Annotated in this window: 15 protein-coding genes; 10 read left to right on the top strand and 5 right to left on the bottom strand. The window is 38.5% G+C overall.

The features are described 5' to 3' along the window. Nucleotides 1-4 precede the first annotated feature (4 nt). Both glnD and dapC read left to right on the top strand, forming a co-directional pair. The gene (gene glnD / locus ACLBWE_RS00075) at nt 5-2,668 is read left to right on the top strand and encodes a [protein-PII] uridylyltransferase (protein WP_348949556.1); all 2,664 of its coding nucleotides are present in this window, start codon (nt 5-7) and stop codon (nt 2,666-2,668) included. Nucleotides 2,669-2,693: 25 nt separating this feature from the next. Continuing rightward, nucleotides 2,694-3,863 carry a succinyldiaminopimelate transaminase gene (dapC, locus tag ACLBWE_RS00070; protein WP_447600950.1) on the top strand — a complete coding sequence of 390 codons (1,170 nt, stop codon included), beginning with the start codon at nt 2,694-2,696 and terminating at the stop codon, nt 3,861-3,863. Nucleotides 3,864-3,913: 50 nt separating this feature from the next. Here the strand turns inward: dapC and ACLBWE_RS00065 are convergent, their stop codons facing one another. The 4 genes from ACLBWE_RS00065 to msrB all read right to left on the bottom strand — a co-directional run bounded on the left by ACLBWE_RS00065 (nt 3,914) and on the right by msrB (nt 6,357). Next, entirely contained in the window at nt 3,914-4,546 is a 633-nt protein-coding gene (locus ACLBWE_RS00065) for a LysE family translocator (RefSeq protein WP_447600393.1), read from the bottom strand. Nucleotides 4,547-4,610: 64 nt separating this feature from the next. Further along, complete coding sequence (locus tag ACLBWE_RS00060; RefSeq protein ID WP_447600391.1) at nt 4,611-5,456, bottom strand: AraC family transcriptional regulator; 846 nt, start codon at nt 5,454-5,456, stop codon at nt 4,611-4,613. Then, nucleotides 5,456-5,941, bottom strand: a complete 486-nt coding sequence (locus tag ACLBWE_RS00055) for a glutathione peroxidase (RefSeq protein ID WP_003651303.1) — start codon at nt 5,939-5,941, stop codon at nt 5,456-5,458. The genes ACLBWE_RS00060 and ACLBWE_RS00055 overlap by 1 nt, the downstream gene beginning before the upstream one ends. After that, nucleotides 5,938-6,357 carry a peptide-methionine (R)-S-oxide reductase MsrB gene (gene msrB / locus ACLBWE_RS00050; RefSeq protein ID WP_005041267.1) on the bottom strand — a complete coding sequence of 140 codons (420 nt, stop codon included), beginning with the start codon at nt 6,355-6,357 and terminating at the stop codon, nt 5,938-5,940. Before msrB ends, ACLBWE_RS00055 begins: the two co-directional genes overlap by 4 nt. Before the next feature lie 239 nt (nt 6,358-6,596). On the opposite strand from msrB, the gene ACLBWE_RS00045 reads away from it, so the two are divergent. The 8 genes from ACLBWE_RS00045 to ACLBWE_RS00010 all read left to right on the top strand — a co-directional run bounded on the left by ACLBWE_RS00045 (nt 6,597) and on the right by ACLBWE_RS00010 (nt 20,153). Further along, nucleotides 6,597-8,027, top strand: coding sequence for a pyridoxal phosphate-dependent aminotransferase (locus tag ACLBWE_RS00045; protein ID WP_348949563.1), 1,431 nt, complete (start codon nt 6,597-6,599; stop codon nt 8,025-8,027). Nucleotides 8,028-8,502: 475 nt separating this feature from the next. Beyond that, complete coding sequence (locus tag ACLBWE_RS00040) at nt 8,503-9,810, top strand: dicarboxylate/amino acid:cation symporter (protein ID WP_133746223.1); 1,308 nt, start codon at nt 8,503-8,505, stop codon at nt 9,808-9,810. A 686-nt stretch (nt 9,811-10,496) separates the two neighbouring features. Continuing rightward, the gene (locus ACLBWE_RS00035) at nt 10,497-11,564 is read left to right on the top strand and encodes a type II asparaginase (RefSeq protein WP_198495981.1); all 1,068 of its coding nucleotides are present in this window, start codon (nt 10,497-10,499) and stop codon (nt 11,562-11,564) included. A 199-nt stretch (nt 11,565-11,763) separates the two neighbouring features. After that, nucleotides 11,764-15,327 (top strand): DNA polymerase III subunit alpha, encoded by a 3,564-nt coding sequence (gene dnaE, locus ACLBWE_RS00030; protein WP_017390496.1) that lies wholly within the window; start codon nt 11,764-11,766, stop codon nt 15,325-15,327. Between the two features lie 14 nt (nt 15,328-15,341). Further along, nucleotides 15,342-16,181 carry an RNA methyltransferase gene (locus ACLBWE_RS00025; protein ID WP_348949566.1) on the top strand — a complete coding sequence of 280 codons (840 nt, stop codon included), beginning with the start codon at nt 15,342-15,344 and terminating at the stop codon, nt 16,179-16,181. After that, nucleotides 16,174-16,983, top strand: a complete 810-nt coding sequence (cysE, locus tag ACLBWE_RS00020) for a serine O-acetyltransferase (RefSeq protein WP_005041283.1) — start codon at nt 16,174-16,176, stop codon at nt 16,981-16,983. Before ACLBWE_RS00025 ends, cysE begins: the two co-directional genes overlap by 8 nt. Nucleotides 16,984-17,088: 105 nt before the next feature. Continuing rightward, nucleotides 17,089-18,030, top strand: coding sequence for an ABUW_2363 family tetratricopeptide repeat lipoprotein (locus ACLBWE_RS00015; protein ID WP_198078676.1), 942 nt, complete (start codon nt 17,089-17,091; stop codon nt 18,028-18,030). A 116-nt stretch (nt 18,031-18,146) separates the two neighbouring features. Beyond that, on the top strand, nt 18,147-20,153 hold the full coding sequence (locus tag ACLBWE_RS00010) for an esterase/lipase family protein (protein ID WP_447600385.1): 2,007 nt from the start codon (nt 18,147-18,149) through the stop codon (nt 20,151-20,153). 54 nt (nt 20,154-20,207) lie between these two features. Here ACLBWE_RS00010 and ACLBWE_RS00005 read toward each other — a convergent pair. Beyond that, a partial coding sequence (locus tag ACLBWE_RS00005) for an FAD-dependent oxidoreductase (RefSeq protein WP_447600383.1) occupies nt 20,208-20,817 on the bottom strand: 610 nt, incomplete at its 5' end.

The raw sequence follows: 20,817 nt of genomic DNA, 5'->3' as shown, positions 1-20,817 counted from the left end.
TTTCATGATCAATACATCGCCATTGCTGAACTACGTTACAAGCCATCATGATATTAAAGCCATTAATCAATGGCGAACGGATGTAGAAAAGCAATTGCAAGATTCATATGAAAATGGGCAATCTATTCGAGAAGTCATTAAAGCGCGCTCAGACCTCGTTGATGAAGCACTGATCTTTTTATGGAAACATGCCGAACTCGACCAGACAGGATTAGGTCTTTTTGCTGTGGGTGGTTATGGGCGCCGTGAAATGTTGCCCTATTCCGATGTTGATATCATGATTTTGTCAGAACATGAAATTAACGAAGAAAACGAAAAGCGTATTTCTACATTTATTTCCTCTTTATGGGATGTTGGTAATTTTAAACCCGGAATTAGCGTTCGTACCATCCAAAGCTGTGTTGAACAAGCTGCTACCGATTTAACTGTTGCAACTACACTCATCGAAGCTCGTTTAATTACCGGTAATAGTCAACTTGCAAAATGGCCACGTCGTATTGTTTCGCAAACGTGGACAGACAAAACATTTTTTGATGCAAAAATGGCTGAACAAGCCAAGCGTTACCACCAACACAACAATACTGAAAGCAATTTAGAACCAGATATTAAAAATGCACCGGGTGGCATTCGTGACATTAACCAAATTGGCTGGATTGCCAAGCGTCATTTCCGTGTGAACCGCATTTATGACTTAGTGCATTTAGGTTTTATTTCAGAGTTTGAATTAACAGTTTTAGAAGAAGCTGAAAGTTTTCTTTGGGAAATTCGCCACCACTTACACCGCTTAGCGAAACGTGATGAAAACCGTCTTCTGTTCGATCATCAAAGAGAAATTGCGGCTCAATTTGGTTATGTCCGTCAAGAAGGTCAACCTGTAAATTACGGTGTTGAGCAGTTCATGAAACGCTACTACCGTACCGCACAACAGGTTTCTACCCTCAATGAAATGTTGTTGGCCTATTTTAGCGAATCAGTCATTACTCCTCGCTTACCAAATTACGAACGTAAAATTGAAGAAGTTAATAATCATTTTAAAATCGTTGATAACAAGCTTGCAGTACAGCACCACAAAATATTCGCAGAACACCCAAGTGCTATTTTAGAATTGTTCTATATTTTGGCTAATCGACCAGATATTGAAGGGATCCGCGCTCGTACTTTACGCTTACTTATTCTTGCTGCAAAACGCATTAATCAAAACTATCGAGATAATCCTGAACATCAAGCACTGTTTATGTCGATTATTCGCTCACCCTATCGTCTATACGATACTTTGGTAGCGATGAAGCGGTATGGTGTTTTAGGAAACTATATTCCAGCATTTGGCCAAATTATGGGTCTTATGCAATATGACCTATTCCATATTTATACAGTCGATGCTCACACATTATTATTGCTGCGCAACTTAAACCGCTTTAAAGAACCTGAGTTTGCTAAAGAGTTCCCTGTTGTAAGCTCTGTTTTCCAACGTCTTGCACGTCAAGATATTGTATTTATCGCTGCATTATTTCATGACATTGCTAAAGGCCGTGGTGGAGACCATAGTGAACTCGGTGCAGAAGATGCAATCGAATTTGGACGTGCACACGGCTTTACAGAGCGTGAATGCAAATTAATTGCATGGCTCATCCACAACCATTTGCTCATGTCACTGACTGCTCAGAAAAAGGATATTTCCGATCCAGATGTTGTTAAAGATTTTGCTGAAAAACTTGGCGATATGGAACATCTTGATTATCTATATACCTTAACGGTTGCCGATATTAATGCAACAAATCCAAAACTATGGAACACATGGCGTGCTTCACTTATGCGTCAACTTTATACGCATGCCCGTGATGTAATTCGTACAGGTTTAAGTCGTCCTGTTGACTATCAAATGCTGATTGAAGACACCAAATTTGCAGCAAGTGAATTACTGGTGAATAACTTCTCATTAGCAGACGTCGAAAAAGTATGGCAAGAACTTGGTGATGAATACTTCATTAAAGAATCAGCAGATGAAATTGCATGGCACACTCAAGCAATTTTGAAACACGGTGATAATCCAGAGCCATTAGTACTGTTGCGTGCTCACCGTAAAGCTGCCCAAGATGCAGTGCAAATCTTTATATATACACGTGACCAACCCAACCTTTTTGCCACCACTGTTGCAGTTTTGGACAAAATGAATTTAGACGTTCAAGATGCAAAAATTATCACGGCAAGTACGGCATTTAGCTTAGACACCTATGTTGTGCTTGATCGTTTCGGGACATTGCTGACCGACCCTGAACGCGAAGAAACCGTTAAAACTGCATTAGTAAAAGCGCTTAGTCAGCCCGATCAATATCCAGGACTCATGCAACGTCGAATTCCACGTCAACTACGTCATTTTGATATTGAAAATACAGTTGACGTTACATTGAATGAAGCGTTACAGCAAAATATGGTCGAAATTTCAACACTTGATCACCCTGGCCTACTTGCACGCATAGGTGGCTTATTTATGATGCAAGGTTTAGACATCCATTCAGCTAGAATTGCAACTTTAGGTGAACGTGCAGAAGATATTTTCTTTGTCACGAAAAAAGATGGAAAACCGTTAAATAACGAAGAGGTCAAACTCTTCTCGGAAAAGCTTAAAGCTGCATTAGATGAAGCATCTAATCAAATTTGTCAGCACTGAAACTCAACTAATTGGTAACTGTTTAATGAACTCTAGCTTGTCGTTATTGCACCCATATCCATTTGAAAAGTTAAACCAGCTTTTTAAGGATATCACTCCTGCTAATCTTCCATTGATTCCACTATCAATTGGTGAACCTAAGCACCCAGCACCAGAGTTTGTTAAACAGGCAATCATTGACAACTTTAATCATCTATCAACTTATCCGAATAGTAAGGGTTTGCCAGAGCTTCGCCAAAGTATTGCAGAGTGGTTAACCAAACGCTTCAAACTGAATAGCATTAGTGCAGAAAATCATATTTTACCCGTATCAGGTACTCGTGAAGGGATTTTCTCATTTGTTCAGGCGCTCATTAACCGTGAAGACGCGCCGTATGTAGTAATGCCGAATCCGTTTTATCAAATTTATGAAGGTGCAGCTCTACTCGCTGGTGCAAAACCTTATTTCATCAATTGCACCGAAGAAAATGGCTATTTAGGTGATTTTGATGCCGTACCAGCAGAAGTATGGGAAAAAACAGCCCTTCTTTTTGTATGTACACCAGGTAACCCAACAGGCACAGTACTTTCCAAAGAGCAATTCAAAAAGTTAATTGCCTTATCTGATCAATATAATTTTGTTATTGCTTCTGACGAATGCTATTCAGAACTTTGGTTCGATCAAGCACCTACAGGCTTATTAGAAGTTTGTGCAGAACTTGGTCGTGATGACTATAAAAACTGTGTCGTATTCCATTCACTTTCTAAACGCTCAAACTTACCGGGTTTACGCTCAGGTTTTGTTGCTGGTGATGCAGAATTATTAAAACCATATTTGCAGTATCGTACTTATCATGGTGCAGCAATGCCTGTTCAACATCAGCTTGCATCAATTGCAGCATGGAATGATGAAAGCCATGTTGAAGAAAACCGTAAGCAATATCGTGCAAAATTTGATTTATTCCAAACCGAACTAGGTCACTTATTACCTCTGCAAAAGCCAGATGCTGGTTTTTATTATTGGTTAAAAGTTGATAATGATGAAACTTTTGCCAAGATGTTAATGGAAAAAACACATATTAAGGTTTTACCTGGCCGTTATTTATCTCGTGACACAGATCAAGGTAACCCCGGTGAAAATCATGTACGTATGGCTTTAGTTGCCGATTTAGCGCAATGTGAAGAAGTGGTTAAGCGTTTAAAAGCAATTCTCTAAGCATAAGTAAATTGTACAGCCTTTAGTAATATTAAAGGCTGTACACTACATTAACTATAAATAACCAGCAGTACTGCAAAAAATATAAAAGCCAGACTAGAACAATAATATAGGCCCTTAGCAGAACGTTTAATCTGCTCTAGAACCCGATTTTGAAGCAATAAGCGAACCAATAATAAGTTCCAAGCAAGCACGACTCCAGTCATCCACGTACTCATCAGCAATTTTTGAAGCAGATTAAAGTCATGCTGAATGAGCAACATTAAGCTGCTATAAAACATAATATTTTTCGGATTAAGAAGACTAGATTGTATTCCTAACATTAAGCTCTTAACTTTATCCTGCTGTTGATGCTCTTGATCCATCAAACCATTTTTTTCAATAGCAAAAGTTAAGGTGCCAGACCGAGCCGCACTAAAACAAAGGTAACTCAAATAAACCAAATACCCAGCCCCAAGCCATTTAAGTACTAAAAGAATGTTCGTACTCAAATTTCCAAGCACCATAAATCCAATCATACACGCCATCAAAATCAAGGCATTACCAAAAGTAATTCCCACAATGACGCCATATGTATAACGCGAACCTTTTTGCAAAAGACTCGTGAGAATCAGAAAGAAGTCAGGTCCCGGAGATAACAAAGCTAAAAAATGGGTAAAGGCAATAACTAAAAAAACTTCCATAACGGCTTCATCTATAAAACAGTATGGAATAGCTTAAAAATAGAGAAAAATAATTTCTTGTAAATTATTGCGCAGCAACGAGTTGGAACTGACGAGGAGTGATTCCTGTATGAGCTTTGAAAGCTTTATGAAAATGGCTCTGATCACTAAAGCCTAAATTTACAGCGAGCTCTGCGAGTGGAATACCTTGTTTTAATTGTGCTCTGGCCTGATTAATCTTTAAATTAATTTGAAATGCATGGGGTGTTAAACCAACATTGGCTTTAAATAGGCGAATGATTGCATATCGACTAAGACCCACCTGTTGAGCAAGCTCTTCTAAAGAAATAAATCGTTCGGATGATTTAATAATATGAACTAAGTCAAAAAAGCTTTCATACAAATATTGAGTTTTCTGTATTTCTTCTAATATAAAATGAGGTAATAACAACTGTGTAAGGCAATAGATCAGCGACTGTTCTTTTTCAAAAATCAATTTTTGAGAATCAAATAAAGTTTCATTCATATCAGAAAAAGCCTGATATAAATTTTCATCTTTAATAATGAGAGGTCTATGCTGAGGCAAATTTAAATCAAAGCCCTCTTTTTGAAACTCGGCATACCATTGATTAAGCCAAGATATATCCAGATGTAGCATCTGGTAACTCCAAGCCTGATCAGGCAGCGGGTTACAAGAATGTTCAATGTGGGCAGGCACAATCACTAATGTGCCGGCAGAAATCTTTTGTGCTGTACCAAATGAGCTTTGAAAAACGCTATTCCCTTCGTCTATAGCTCCAATAGAAAATGTTGGATGACTATGAGACTTATAACATGTTCGGCTAAAACACGACCTTCTGGTTTCAACATAAGGCATTCGCCCATCTTGCCAAAACTCAAAATCTTGGGGAATAGCGTTCATCGAATTCATTAACTTGCTAATGCTTTTTCAATATCAGCTTCTAAAGCTTCTGGTTTAGTCGTAGGAGCATAGCGATTTAACACAGCACCATCTCTTCCCACCAAAAATTTGGTAAAGTTCCATTTAATCGTGCTACTGCCTAAAATACCTTTAGCCTCACGTGTTAAATATCTAAAAATCACATGAGCTTCCGGTCCTTTTACATCAACTTTTGCAAACATCGGGAATTTCACCCCATAGTTGCGCTGACAGAACGTACCGATTTCTTTATTGTTACCTGGATCTTGCCCACCAAACTGGTTGCAGGGAAAACCTAAAACTTCCAAACCTTGATCTTTATATTTCTCATAAAGTTTTTCAAGGCCAGCAAATTGTGGTGTAAAACCACATTTACTCGCAGTATTTACAATTAGTAAAACTTTACCTTTGTAATCAGCTAATTGCTTAACTTCACCCTCTAACAGTTCAGCTTCAAACTGATAAATATTACTCATGGATAGGTTTCCTCATCATTTTTTTCTTGTGATTTCAGTTGTAATGATGCCGAGTTTACACAATAGCGCAAACCAGTCGGCTGTGGTCCATCTTCAAAAACATGCCCTAAATGGGCTTCGCAATCATGACAAACAATTTCTGTTCTGACCATACCATGCGATAAATCGTCATGTTCTTCAATTGCGGTTGCCTCAATCGGTTTAAAGAAGCTAGGCCAACCACAACCACTGTCATATTTAGTATCTGATGAGAACAATTCTGCGCCGCAGCAACGGCAGACATAGGTACCATGTTGCTTAGTATTCCAGTATTGCCCCGTAAATGCAGGTTCAGTGCCCTTTTGTCGTGTAATCCGATACTCTTCTGGTGATAACTCTCTTTGCCATTCCCGGTCTGTTTTATTGACTTTTCCCATGACATGCACCTTTATTCTGATGTAAACATTTCTGATGATTGAGTTTTTATATTTACGCCATTCATCACAAAAACACTAGTCTCTGAACGTAAAATTTGTTGGAATTTAATCATCTAAGTAATAGAAAGCAAAAAGTAAGCAAAATTCAAAATCAAAAGTAAGCAAAATTATGCTTTATTTTCTTCCAAGGAAGCAAAGATGGTGCTATTCTTGTTTGGCACGGTTGTATAGGACAAAACATGTCTCAGAAAAAAAGTGTGCTTTTCCAGCAACTATTACCGGTTATCAAACAGTATCAGCAATCGGGCTTTACCCATGAAAAAATTGTTGAATTACTAAAAGATCAACACGATCTGAATTTGGTAACAGTTAAAACATTTAAAAGTTATTTATACCGATATGCAAAAGTGAATCCAGTTATGTCTAAAAATACTGCTACCCTCCAATCCATGCCAACTTCTCGAGAAATAAAGAAATCATCGAAGCTTGAGCATGTTTGTTATGACATTCGCGGACCAGTATTACGAGCCGCCAATGAAATGGAAGAGCAAGGACATAAAATCATTAAGCTAAATATCGGCAACCCTGCTCCATTTGGTTTTGAAGCCCCACAAGAAATTATTAATGACGTTGCTTTAAACCTACCAAATGCAATTGGTTATGTTGATTCAAAAGGTATCTTCCCTGCTCGTAAGGCGATTTGTCAGTATTACCAGCAAAAAGGCATTCTAAATATGCACGTGAATGACGTGTATATCGGTAATGGCGTATCTGAACTCATTGTCATGGCGATGCAAGGCCTATTAGATGATGGCGATGAAATGCTAATTCCAATGCCGGATTACCCTCTCTGGACAGCAGCGGTTAATCTTTCAGGTGGTACTGCAATCCACTATAAATGTGATGAAGAAAATAGCTGGTATCCAGATATTGCTGATATTGAAAGTAAAATTACGCCGAACACACGCGGCATTGTCATTATTAATCCGAACAACCCAACTGGTTCAGTATATCCACGTCATGTGCTTGAACAAATTGTCGCAGTTGCAAAGAAACATGACTTAATTTTATTTGCTGATGAAATTTACGACAAAATTATTTATGACGGCATTGAACATGTTTCGGTGGCGTCATTAGCTGGTGACCAGCTATGCGTATCTTTTAATGGCTTGTCAAAAGCTTATCGTATTGCAGGTTTCCGTTCAGGATGGATGGCAATTACTGGTGATAAAAGCCGTGCTGCTGACTATATCGAAGGTTTAGATATGTTGGCATCTATGCGCCTATGTGCAAATGTTCAAGCTCAATATGCGATTCAAACCGCTCTAGGCGGTTATCAATCAATTAATGACCTGATTCGTCCGGGTGGCCGTTTATACGAACAGCGTAATATTGCTTGGGAAATGCTAAATGAGATTCCCGGGGTAAGCTGCGTGAAACCAGAGGGAGCAATGTACTGTTTCCCTCGCCTCGATCCAAACATCTATCCAATTGAAGATGACGAAAAGTTAATGCTTGATTTGTTACGTGCAGAAAAAGTGTTATTGGTGCAAGGTACGGGCTTTAATTGGCCAACTCCAGATCATTTCCGCGTGGTTTTCTTACCTGCTGAAAATGAATTACGAGAAGCAATTACTCGCTTAGGTCGTTTCTTAGCCAACCGTCGTTAAAAAAATGCATATCAAAAAAAGCATCTTAAATTGGATGCCTTTTTTGATAATTCTATTTTATTATTAAAAAAAAAGAATAATCGCAAACGCTCTCACCTTCGCGCCCATTTAAAAACAACACTTTGAAGTTAAATGTTTTTCATTGGAAATTTAATTCTTTTTATCTTTAAATTCACTTTAATAATTCATTTATATATTTTTTACCATACGTTTAAATTTGTGTGTAATTTCACACTTCTCTCAATCTTCATTATGCAAAAAATGCATGGATCAATATATTTTTGCATTTCACACTGCTTCAAAATCGAGCAACAATCCCCTTCCATAACAACATCACCATATTCGATTCGGTTAAACAAATACAGATATCTAGGAAGATAAAATCGGTAGAACGACCGGACTGAACTAACAAGGAAAGCTTTCAATCATTCAAATCCCATCAAAGAATGATTGAATCAAATGGATAGAGGTTCATATGAAGCAAAAGAAATTGCTCAAGTATATTGTTATTGCTATTTTACTCGGCATACTAACAGGTTGGATTTGTCACCACTTTTTCAATGAAGGTGAACAACTCAAACAGATCGCTTCTTATTTCAGCATTATTTCAGACATCTTTTTACGCTTAATCAAAATGATTATTGCTCCATTGGTATTTGCCACAATTGTTTCAGGCATTGTATCAATGGGGAAATCTACATCAATTGGAAGTATTACACTTAAGTCAATGACTTGGTTTATTACTGCTTCGTTTGTATCGCTTGCAATCGGTATGGGTTTAGCTAACTTCTTCCAACCTGGTGCAGCTTTAGATTTAGCATTACCAACAGCTCAACAACTTAGTGGCGCCTCTCTCCCAGCGACCACTGGCTTTACACTACAATCATTCTTAAGCCATGTTTTCCCACGCAGCATTGCAGAAGCAATGGCCAACAATGACATCCTACAAGTACTCGTTTTCTCAATCTTCTTTGGTTCAGCTCTTGCTTTTGTAAATCAAGGTAAAGAAAAAGACTCTGTCATTATTCGTTTGACTGAAGAACTTAGCAAGATCATGTTCCGTATTACCGATTACGTCATGATGTTTGCCCCTTTTGCAGTATTTGCTGCAATCGCTTCAGCAATTACGGTACAAGGTTTAGGCTTGATTGTTGACTACGGTATTTTAATCGCAGAGTTCTATTTCGGTCTTCTGTTGCTTTGGATTATTTTGTTCTCTGTTGGTGCAATCGTACTTAAAAAAGATATTTTCCGCTTAGGCAAATTAATTCGCGAACCTGTAACGCTTGCTTTTGCTACAGCTTCAAGTGAATCTGCCTACCCTAAAGTAATGGATGCACTAAATAAATTTGGTGTACCTAAAAAAGTGACTAGCTTTGTATTACCTTTGGGTTATTCATTCAACCTAGATGGTTCAATGATGTACACCACGTTTGCAGTACTGTTTATTGCTCAAGCTTACAACATCGATCTTAGCTTCACTCAACAAATCTTAATTCTGTTAACGCTCATGGTAACAAGTAAAGGTATTGCGGGTGTATCACGAGCTTCTATCGTGGTTATTTCAGCAACACTTACCATGTTCCATTTACCTGAAGCAGGCATTCTCTTATTGCTTGGTATCGATCAGTTCCTTGATATGGGTCGTACTGCAACAAACGTAGTAGGTAACAGTATTGCTACTGCCGTAGTTGCTAAACTTGAAGGTGATAAAGTAGCTGACACTGAAGAGCTACCAGAGCCTGTATTAATTAAATCAACTCAAGAACAAACGACCGCTTAAGTTTCTCTTTTCTCCCATTCTCCCAACTTAAGAGCAATTTTATATGACCTTATAAAATTGCTCTTCTTTTTATTCTAAAATTAAACAATAAAAATTTATCTGTATTTTCATATTAAATAATGAACCAAAAAATGTACTTTAACCCCTATTAAATTTTCTTAAAGTAAACCTTAAAAAGAGAATAAAAATCACCCAAACAGAATTTATATTCTTAGAAATAAACATCAAGTGATTAAATTTTAATTCATTTTATTAAAACTTAATTATATTAAACTATTGTAATTATTATTTAGTTTCCCTACTAAAAAATTTATATAATTTCACTTACAAATAAAAACTTTTATAATCAATATAATATAAATACCAAATGGTAAATAAAACTCCGTCACACCCATTATTTTTTAATTTTATAAAGATAAAAAAATCATTTGCTTTCTTTATATTAAAAAGCAAAAAAATCGAGATAAATTAGAAAAACTTAATAGATTTTTTATTTTATTCATGATATTTATTAACGCTGAATAAAAGCAATGACTAAGTAATTGTTGGTGAAACAAAATGCTATTCAGGGATGCTTCTTATTCAGCAAGTTACGAATATGTTTTACATGGTATGTATTTTGCTTAGGAAAAGCAGACATATTCGACAAACTTTTTTACTTTCGTCACTTCATAAGGATATTTTCGATGTTGACTAAAACTGTTAAATCTTTAGGTTTAGCGATGGGCTTATTGGCCTGCTCTCTCCCACTTTACGCAAAAAACAATGTAGTTGTTGTTGCCACTGGCGGTACTATCGCAGGTGCTGGCGCAAATTCAACAAACAGTGCAACTTACACTGCTGCGAAAGTTCCAGTTGATGCCTTAATTAATGCAGTTCCACAAATCAAAGATTTGGCGAATGTAACTGGTATTCAGGCATTACAGGTCGCTTCTGAAAGTATTACTGACAAGGAATTATTACAAATTGCTCGTCAAGTAAATGAGCTGGTAAAAAAACCATCTGTTAATGGTGTTGTGATTACTCACGGTACAGATACTTTAGAAGAAACAGCATTTTTCCTAAATCTGGTTGTTCACACTGATAAGCCGATTGTTATTGTTGGTTCAATGCGCCCTTCAACTGCTCTTTCAGCAGACGGTCCACTTAACCTTTATAGTGCAGTTGCTTTAGCAGCTTCTGATGATGCAAAAAATAAAGGCGTTATGGTTCTCATGAACGACTCTATTTTTGCTGCGCGTGATGTAACTAAAGGCATTAACATTCATACAAATGCTTTTGTTAGCCAATGGGGTGCTTTAGGTACATTAGTTGAAGGCAAGCCATACTGGTTCAGACAGTCTGTAAAACGTTTTACAAATGCTTCAGAATTTAATATTGAAAATATTAAAGGTGATGCACTTCCAATGGTACAGATCGTTTATGGCTCAGACTCTATGCTTCCAGATGCTTATGAAGCATATGCAAAAGCTGGCGCTAAAGCGATTATCCATGCAGGTACTGGTAACGGTTCAGTTGCGAACTATATCGTACCAACTTTACAAAATCTTCACGACAATAACGGTATTCAAATTATCCGTTCATCACGTGTTCCACAAGGTTTTGTAGTGCGTGATGCAGAACAACCTGACTCTAAATATGGCTGGGTAGCAGCACATGATTTAAATCCTCAGAAAGCGCGTCTTCTTGCAGCATTAGCTCTTACCAAGACTACCGATGCTAAAGAAATTCAACGCATGTTCTGGCAGTACTAAGTTTTTCAACCAGCTCAAACCTAGATGTTTGAGCTGGTCATATTTTATAAAAATAATGTCTTTTATATTAAATCTGTACAATAGATGTTCAACTCATTCTTCTTAAATAATAAAATCCTTAACAGTTTGCCAAAATATTAACCATTTCCTTTTAACTTTGCGTGTTAAACTATGCTGCGGTCGCATTAAGGATTGGTTTATGCAGTTTGTTCATCTAGGTATTTATACAGAATTTTCGATTACAGAGTCGATAGTTCGCATACCTGACTTGGTCAATGCTGCGGTTAAAGACCAAATGCCTGCGTTGGCATTAACTGATCTCTCTAACCTCCATGCGGCGGTAAAGTTTTATAATTCTTGTTTAAAAAAAGGAATTAAGCCGCTTTTAGGTAGCACAATTCGACTTGATGATGCTCAACATCGTGTCACCTTACTTGCAATGAGTGATATTGGTTGGAAAAGTCTCACCGAAATCGTTTCACGCGGCTTTATTGAAGGACAACAGCTCAGTATTCCATGTGTACAAAAAGAATGGGTACTTGAACAGCATCAAGATATTATCGTTTTACTTGGCCAGCATAGTGATGTTGGTCAGATGCTTTGCTCATCTAACCCTCAAAAAGCTGCTCCCCTTTTAGAAGCATGGCTTGAAAAGTTTGGTAACCGTGTTTATCTTGCTTTAACACGTACTGACCGTCCCGGTGAAGAAGACTTTATTCAAGAAGCAGCTAAGCTTGCTGCACAATATAATGTTGGTGTAGTTGCACATAATGATGTGCACTTTGTAGAAAAAGAAGATTTCGAGGCACACGAAGCACGTGTTTGTATCGCTGATGGTTATGTATTAGCAGATAATCGCCGTCCACGGACATATAGCCCTGAGCAGCACTTTAAAACCTCAGATGAAATGATCGAGTTGTTTTCTGATATCCCTAGTGCTATCGAGAACACCTATCATATTGCCAAACGCTGCAACGTTAAACTACAACTCGGTACTTACTTTTTACCTGACTATCCAATTCCAGATGGTTTTACCATCGACACTTATTTTGAACATTTATCAAAAGTAGGTTTGGAAGAACGCTTAAATTATCTTTACCCTGTTGAAAAACGTGGCGAGGACTGGGCAGAGATTCGTAAGCCTTACGATGAACGAATTGATTATGAAGTCGGTATTATCCTCAAGATGGGTTTCCCTGGATACTTCCTCATCGTCATGGACTTCATTCAATGGGCAAAAAATAATGGTGTTCCTGTAGGGCCAGGTCGTGGTTCAGGTGCGGGTTCTTTAGTTGCATATAGCTTAAAAATTACTGACCTTGATCCACTTCGTTACGATCTACTCTTTGAACGTTTCTTGAACCCAGAACGTGTATCGATGCCTGACTTTGACGTCGATTTCTGTATTGCCGGACGTGACCGCGTCATTGATTATGTATCGCGTACTTATGGCCGCGAAGCCGTTTCACAAATTGCAACTTTCGGAACCATGGCAGCAAAAGGTGCAATCCGTGATGTTGCGCGTGTATTAGGTAAATCTTACGGTTTAGCTGACCGTATTTCAAAAATGGTGCCTACCAAACCGCTCGGTGTGGACTTAGCCACTGCTATTGATATGGAACCTCAGCTTAAAGATATTGTGACCAACCCATCTAACCCAGATAACGACGATGCAAGCGAAATCTGGGAAATGGCATTAAAATTAGAAGGTGTAACCCGAAATACTGGTAAACATGCCGGAGGTGTAGTCATTGCACCAGGTAAAATTACCGATTTCTCGGCTGTACTTTGTGATGCAGATGGAACGAACCGTGTTGCTCAATATGATAAAGACGATGTAGAAGCAGCAGGTCTGGTCAAATTCGACTTCTTGGGCTTACGTAACTTAACCGTTATTGAAGACGCGATCCAAAATATTAATAAAAACCGCGACAGTAATGATCAGCTCAATATCTTGCATGTTCCTCTAGACGACGCTAAAGCATATTCTGTCTTTGCCGATGCAAATACAACAGCGGTATTCCAGTTTGAATCCGTCGGCATGAAACGGATGCTTAAAGAAGCACGTCCAAGTAAATTCGAAGAAATTATTGCGTTTGTATCACTGTATCGTCCAGGTCCAATGGACCTGATTCCTGACTTTATTCACCGTATGCATGGTGGAGATTTTGAATATCTCCACCCCCTTCTTGAAGGTGTATTAGAGCCAACATACGGGATTATGGTTTATCAGGAACAGGTGATGCAGGCTGCACAGATCTGTGCAGGTTACACGTTAGGCGGCGCAGATTTATTACGCCGTGCAATGGGTAAAAAGAAACCTGAGGAAATGGTTAAGCAACGCCAAATTTTCCTAGAAGGTGCTGCTGAAAAAGGTATTGACGAAAGCACAGCTAACCATATCTTTGACTATATGGAAAAGTTTGCAGGCTATGGTTTTAACAAATCTCACGCCGCTGCTTATGCACTCGTTGCCTACCATACAGCATGGTTGAAAGCTCATTACCCTGCTGAGTTTATGGCAGCCGTAATGACATCGGAAATGCAAAACACAGACAGTGTTGTATTCTTGATTGATGACTGTCGAAATAATAATCTTGATGTCTTACCACCATCGGTCAACATGTCGACTTATCATTTCCATGCGAGTAATGATAAAACGATTGTTTACGGTTTAGGTGCAATTAAAGGCGTCGGCGAACAAGCAATGCAGTCAGTTATTGACTCTCGTCGACAATATGGCCCTTATACAGATCTATTCGATTTTTGCCACCGTATTGATTTAAAGAAAATCAATAAGCGTACTCTTGAAGCTTTAATTCGTGCAGGTGCACTCGATTGCCTAGGTATTGAACGTGCAAGCTTAATGGCTCAATTGCCTGAAGCTGTTCAAGCTGCTGAACAAGCTCGAAGTAACCGTGAAAGCGGTATTATGGATTTATTTGGTGAAGTTGAAGAAGTTCAGCGTAAGCCAGCTAAACCCGTAAAACCGTGGAGCGATGAAGTTCGTCTAAAAGGCGAAAAAGATACGCTTGGTTTATATTTAACGGGTCATCCAATTGACGTTTACCGACAAGAACTCAAAGCATTTATTCCTGTAAAACTAAATGAAATTACTGCGACGCGTCGTGGTGTTACAACAGTTTATGCAGGTTTGGTCATTGATGTCGCAAACTTCCCGAACCGAGTTGTTATTGTACTTGATGATGGTACGGCACGTATTGAAGTCAGCTGTAACCATGAGCGCTTCCAACGTTTTAAAGATATCGTTCAAGTGGAACGTGTTGTAGTTTTCGAAGGCGAAATCTATGAACGAGAAGGCTTTGATCGCCCAATGGGACGTTTAACCAAAGCTTTCACCTTAAATGAAATAAGACAAAAACGCGCTAACAGTATTCAAATCAAATTAACAGAAGAGTTCATGCAACCAACATTGGCAAAAGATCTGCAAAACATGATCTTGCCATTTTGCAATGTAGATATGCATCAACATATCGCTCTACAGTTACAGATTGATCAACCCTATGCTCAAGCCGAGCTTCTGTTTGGTCCGCAATGGAAAGTCGCTCCTCTAGATGAATTACTTGCTAAGCTCAGAGATTATTTTGGTAAAGATAATATTTATATTGAATATCAAGTAAAGTCGAAAGCGGCTAAAGCAGCAGACCCTGTTCGTCCACATGCTGTTGCCTCTCCTCCTGCGGGTATGTCTATGGACGATGCATTGGATTTATACCAAAGCGAAGTTTCTCAATATTCGTAATTTCTGGAAATCTTATGAGTTCGTTTGACCACACCACCGTGTCAAAACAATTAGCACAAGTGCGTATTGTCATGGTAAATACAACTTTGCCTGCCAATATTGGCAGTGCTTTACGTGCCATGAAAACAATGGGACTAATTAAATTAGTTCTCGTAGCACCCAAAACATATCCTCATCCAGATATACAAGCGCTTGCTGCCGGTGCCCAAGATTTATTTGAGCACCTTGAGATTGTAGACACCTTAGAAGATGCGATTAAAGATTGCCATTTGGTTTTTGGAACAAGTGCACGTAGTCGCACCATTCCTTGGCCTTTACTTGATGTGCGACCTGCGACTAAAGAAGCCATTAAAGCAACCGCTCAAGGACAACAAATTGCGATTGTTTTTGGCCGGGAAGACCGTGGTTTAACTAACGAAGAATTAGCACTGGCAAATTACCATTTAACGATTCCTGTAAATCCGGACTATGGCGTATTAAATGTTGCGCAAGCGATTCAAGTCGTATGTTATGAGCTTCGCATGTCTGCTCTGGAACAAGACAAAGTCGATCAGAATGTAGATGAAATGCCATTAGTGCAAGGCCAAAGCATGCAATGGGATGAACCTTTGGTTACTCAGCAACAAATGGAAGAGTTTTATCCTCACCTAGAAAAAATGCTGACTGAAATTGAATTTTTAGATCCAGAGAATCCACGTTTATTGCCTTTACGCTTGCGTCGTTTGTTTGGTCGTATACAATTAGATCGTATGGAATATCATTTACTTCGCGGTATTTTTAGTCGTGTGCAAGCTCTGACAAGTGGTAAATGGAAAAAAGCATTATCTGACAAGGAGGATCAACCCAATGCTTAAGCAGCTTAAAGAAGATATAAAGGCTGTATTTGCGCGAGATCCTGCTGCCCGCAATACACTCGAAGTTCTTACGACTTATCCTGGCATTCATGCAATTATGATGCATCGTGTTGCACATGAATTATGGCAAAAAGATTGTAAAGGTGCAGCTCGCCTACTTTCTTCATTTAGCCGTTTTGCCACAGGAATCGAAATTCATCCGGGTGCTAAAATCGGTAAGCGTTTTTTTATTGATCATGGCATGGGTGTTGTGATTGGTGAAACTGCTGAAATTGGCGATGATGTTACGCTTTACCATGGTGTTACCTTAGGTGGTACAACATGGAAGACAGGCAAACGTCACCCAACTTTAGAAGATGGCGTTGTCGTTGGTGCTGGTGCAAAAATTTTGGGCCCATTTACGGTAGGTAAAGGCGCTAAAGTCGGTTCAAATGCTGTAGTGACTAAAGCTGTTCCTGCTGGTGTGACTGCTGTAGGAAACCCTGCTCGCTATATTTATAAAGATGCCGACAAAAATAAAGATGAAGAACGTCGCCGTGATTATGCACAAAGTATTGGTTTTGCCCCATATGCGACAACTGCTGATCAGTCAGACCCTATTTTAGAAGGTATGCGTGTTTTGCTTGATCGTATTCAGCACAATGAAACGCGTATGAATAATTTATGCCAGCGTTTATCAGAGCTAGACCCTAGCTTCAAAAAAGAAAACCAAGATGAACAACCTTTTAGTGATGAAGAGCTAAAAATTCTTGAAGAAGTGCGTCGTGAATGTGGTGCACAAAACAAGATATCAAAAACGTAATATTCTTGATTCATAATGTAACACGCTTACTCTTGCATGTCGGTTTAGCTTTTCCTAGACTTACCACTACCAAATCTGACTTTACTAAAATGAACGGAAGATCCTATGAATTTTAAGCCTTTGGCATATATCATCCTTGCGACCTCAAGTTTAACAGCTTGTACAATGGCACCTGTAAAACAACAAAAAATTGAGCCTTTTGTTTTCAAGGAACCAGAGCTTACTCCTCCTTTTTATGCACTAAATCCTTTTAACTATGATCAACCGCCAGCATTTGAAGTTGCGTTAAAAGACGCTGCTGCACAGCCGGTAACGAAAATGGTGGTTAATCGTCAAGATGACCCAACCAAACAGCTTACTCTCGACACCAATAAACTGATTGTTCCGACTGTAAATAACACACAGCGTTCAATGAAATACGCAGTTTTGGCAGGTGATAATGAAATTGATGTTACAAGCATTGATGACTTCTTACAGTTAGTGGAAGGCAAAGCACGTCACTATCCACCTCGCTTTACTGACCGCCAAGAACGTAAAGGCTTCGAAAGTAAACTTAAAGAAGTAACACAGCAACTCGATACACTTGCTGCAAACCCAAATGCATCATTTGATATTTTACTTCGCGCTTTTAAAGCAAGTGTTCTTGCACGTAATCTTGATTTAGGTACTGTTCATACCACTAGATCTTTAGAATATGCTCAAAGACTTTTAAAAATTAATCCAGATGATGCGGAAGCAAACTTCTGGTTCGGTTTTGGCTTATCTGAAGGTGGTGGTCAACGCGAAGCGATTCCATATTTAGATAAAGCAATTAAAGGTAATGTTCAAGAAGCATATTTAGCTGCTGCAAATAACTATATTGCGATGGAGCAAAAGAAAAATGCGATCCAGACGCTTAAGAATTATAAAGTTAAATATCCAGATGAATCGGAAATTGCTGATCGTTTAATTCAAGAAATTGAAAAACAAGGTCGTTGGAATGTATGGCAAGTTTTAACTAACCCTGCAATGTCTGCCACTACCCCTAGCACAACACCTAAAAAATAAGCCTAATTAGATAAAAAAGGGCTGTTTTGACAGCCCTTTTTTTTATTTGATCATTTGAAAAATATTTTAAAATTTGTATGATCTACCTACCATTGAGCCACTAAATTTTGACCATAATGTTTTCAATAAAAAGAAGCAAAACAGTATTGACGGTCATACTACTCGGTTCAATTCTGAGTGGTTGTCAGGTCGTTAATGTTAAACAGCAAGCTTTGAATGTAACTATTGCAAATGAACGTAATAGTATTCTTACGCAAGATAAACTCAGCGAAGCAAGTCTGAATGTTTTATCAATGTCTGGTCAGGAAGCTAAAGTTTGTACTGACACACCTGATAACTGTGTAAATCAACTCAAAAAATTACCTCAAATTTTAGATGAACAGTTCTTATCAGCTGCAAGTGAAATGTATTTGGCAAAAGCAATGGCTTTGTCAGATTCATCTAATTGTAAAGTTAGTAGATTTACTAAACATAAGTCTGAAGAAGAACAAACCAATATTCAGAACAAATATGATGATTGTTTAGACCAGCAATTAAATTTACTGGATAAAAGTATTCGTTATAGTTACGCCTATTTGTTTTCAACGAAGCGTCAGCCTACTGACCGTATTTTTGATAATAGACAAGTTCAGATTCGTGACTTCTATAATCAGGCAATTGCCAAAATGGTCGGTGTTTATGATTTGAGACACCCTCAAAAAAATGGTGTTGAACCCCAAATTCATATTGGTAAAAGTGTCTATTCGATTGATTTTGAATTTCATAGACAGTTAACGGGTCAAAAATTAGAAAAATTAATTTCAAGTTATAACTTAAATTTTTCGGGCTTAAGAACCATTAACCGCCGTGATGGTTTTGGATCTGAATTTGTAGCGGTTTTTCCGAGTTCAGGAAAAGAAGATATTAATGAGTATATTTTAGACCCACTTAAATACAATTATAAAAATGGCGTTAACCCAAATATTCATCATGCACGTTATTTGGCTGCAACGATTGTAGCTGAACCAAAACATGCGACCACTGTTGAAGAAATTATTAATAATCCTGAATTCATGATTCGGGTTTACGATCCATACCGGACCGACAATATTAGTGTAGCAGGAAAACAATATCCTCTAGCAGCCAACTTTTCCGCGCCTTACGGCTTATGGTTAGCTGAAAATAATTTAGGTGTCGCGGCTTATTTAAGCCTGATTGATCGTGATCAGCACTTGACCATGCCACACCTATATATGCTTGAACCATACAATCCAAATAAAAAAATTATTGTATTAGTCCATGGGCTCGCAAGTAGTCCTGAGGCATGGATTGCTTTGACTAATGATGTTATGGGTGACACGGTTTTAAGAGATAATTATCAAGTTTGGCAAGTTTTCTATTCGACTAATATGCCGATTCTGGAAAGCCGTTTCCAAACTTATGCCCTTCTTAAGCAAGCTTTTGGTTCTTTGAACCCTAATGATCCTGCTGCACATGATGCTGTACTGGTTGGACATAGTATGGGAGGTATTATTAGCCGTTTACTGGTAAGTGATGGCGATATTACCAAGCCTGCTTTAGAGCTAATGACGACACGTCAGCAAAACCGCTTTAAGAAACATCCAATGGTTACTGAACGATTGCAAATGCATTCAATCAATAATTTTGATCGTGCAATTTTCTTGGCTTCTCCTCATCGAGGTACAGATTATGCAGATCGCTGGTTTACATTAGCAGCGCGTAAAGTTATTCGTCTACCTGGTGCTTTTTTATCAGCTGTAGCAACTTCACTCACCACTGAAAATTTAGATGTTAAAGATTTCTTAAGTAATATTGATAGTGGTTTAATTCAAAATGGTCCAAGCGATTTGAGCCATCAGTCCAAATTTATGGAACTCACAGAAAATATTAATCCTCATAAGGGCTTGGTTTTCCACTCAATTATGGGAAATATCACCAAGAGCGATGATCCAAACGTAATTACAGATGGTATTGTTCCGTATAAAAGTGCTCACTTAGAAGGTGCCAAATCTGAGAAAGTTCTTCCAGGTGGACATTCAATTCAGTTAACGCCGCAAGCTGTATTGGAACTGCGTCGTATTTTACGAGAGCATTTAGTCGAACATGGTCTATATAAACCATAAAAATAAAAAGAGCCAAAGGATAACCTTTGGCTCTTTTGTTTCTGGACCTAAATTTTACTGTCCAGAACGGATGATGTAATCAAAGGCAGAGAGTGATGCTTTAGCGCCTTCGCCTGTGGCAATAATGATTTGTTTGTACGGAACCGTAGTACAGTCACCCGCAGCAAACACACCTTTCACATTGGTTTCGTTGCGGTCATTTACAATGATCTCGCCACGGTTGGTTAACTCAAGCTCACTGTCTTTCAAGAAGTCAGTATTTGGCAATAAACCAATCTGTACAAAGATCCCTGCAAGCTCTACCACATGCTCTTCATCAGTCGCACGGTCTTTATATTTAAGACCAGTCACTTGTGATCCGTCGCCTAACACTTCTGTACTTAAAGCATTCATAATCACAGTGGTGTTTGGCAAGCTATGCAATTTGTTTTGCAAGACTTGGTCAGCACGTAGTTTGGTGTCGAATTCAACTAAAGTCACATGCTCAACAATCCCTGCAAGGTCAATTGCAGCTTCTACACCCGAGTTACCACCACCAATCACAGCAACACGTTTTCCTTTGAACAAAGGGCCATCACAGTGTGGGCAGTACGCGACACCACGAGTACGGTATTCTTGCTCACCCGGTACATTCATTTCTCTCCAACGCGCACCTGTTGAAAGG

This window comes from Acinetobacter sp. M5A5_2a (assembly GCF_053345265.1).
The sequence above is the reverse complement of the archived record's forward strand: the minus strand, read 5'-3'. Positions and strand labels throughout refer to the sequence as shown.

Excerpts from the sequence above, each read along its gene's own strand:
- glnD (WP_348949556.1), top strand. The coding sequence starts at position 5 with ATGATCAATACATCGCCATTGCTGAACTACGTTACAAGCCATCATGAT.
- dapC (WP_447600950.1), top strand. The coding sequence starts at position 2,694 with ATGAACTCTAGCTTGTCGTTATTGCACCCATATCCATTTGAAAAGTTA.
- ACLBWE_RS00065 (WP_447600393.1), bottom strand. The coding sequence starts at position 4,546 with ATGGAAGTTTTTTTAGTTATTGCCTTTACCCATTTTTTAGCTTTGTTA.
- ACLBWE_RS00060 (WP_447600391.1), bottom strand. The coding sequence starts at position 5,456 with ATGAATTCGATGAACGCTATTCCCCAAGATTTTGAGTTTTGGCAAGAT.
- ACLBWE_RS00055 (WP_003651303.1), bottom strand. The coding sequence starts at position 5,941 with ATGAGTAATATTTATCAGTTTGAAGCTGAACTGTTAGAGGGTGAAGTT.
- msrB (WP_005041267.1), bottom strand. The coding sequence starts at position 6,357 with ATGGGAAAAGTCAATAAAACAGACCGGGAATGGCAAAGAGAGTTATCA.
- ACLBWE_RS00045 (WP_348949563.1), top strand. The coding sequence starts at position 6,597 with ATGTCTCAGAAAAAAAGTGTGCTTTTCCAGCAACTATTACCGGTTATC.
- ACLBWE_RS00040 (WP_133746223.1), top strand. The coding sequence starts at position 8,503 with ATGAAGCAAAAGAAATTGCTCAAGTATATTGTTATTGCTATTTTACTC.
- ACLBWE_RS00035 (WP_198495981.1), top strand. The coding sequence starts at position 10,497 with ATGTTGACTAAAACTGTTAAATCTTTAGGTTTAGCGATGGGCTTATTG.
- dnaE (WP_017390496.1), top strand. The coding sequence starts at position 11,764 with ATGCAGTTTGTTCATCTAGGTATTTATACAGAATTTTCGATTACAGAG.
- ACLBWE_RS00025 (WP_348949566.1), top strand. The coding sequence starts at position 15,342 with ATGAGTTCGTTTGACCACACCACCGTGTCAAAACAATTAGCACAAGTG.
- cysE (WP_005041283.1), top strand. The coding sequence starts at position 16,174 with ATGCTTAAGCAGCTTAAAGAAGATATAAAGGCTGTATTTGCGCGAGAT.
- ACLBWE_RS00015 (WP_198078676.1), top strand. The coding sequence starts at position 17,089 with ATGAATTTTAAGCCTTTGGCATATATCATCCTTGCGACCTCAAGTTTA.
- ACLBWE_RS00010 (WP_447600385.1), top strand. The coding sequence starts at position 18,147 with ATGTTTTCAATAAAAAGAAGCAAAACAGTATTGACGGTCATACTACTC.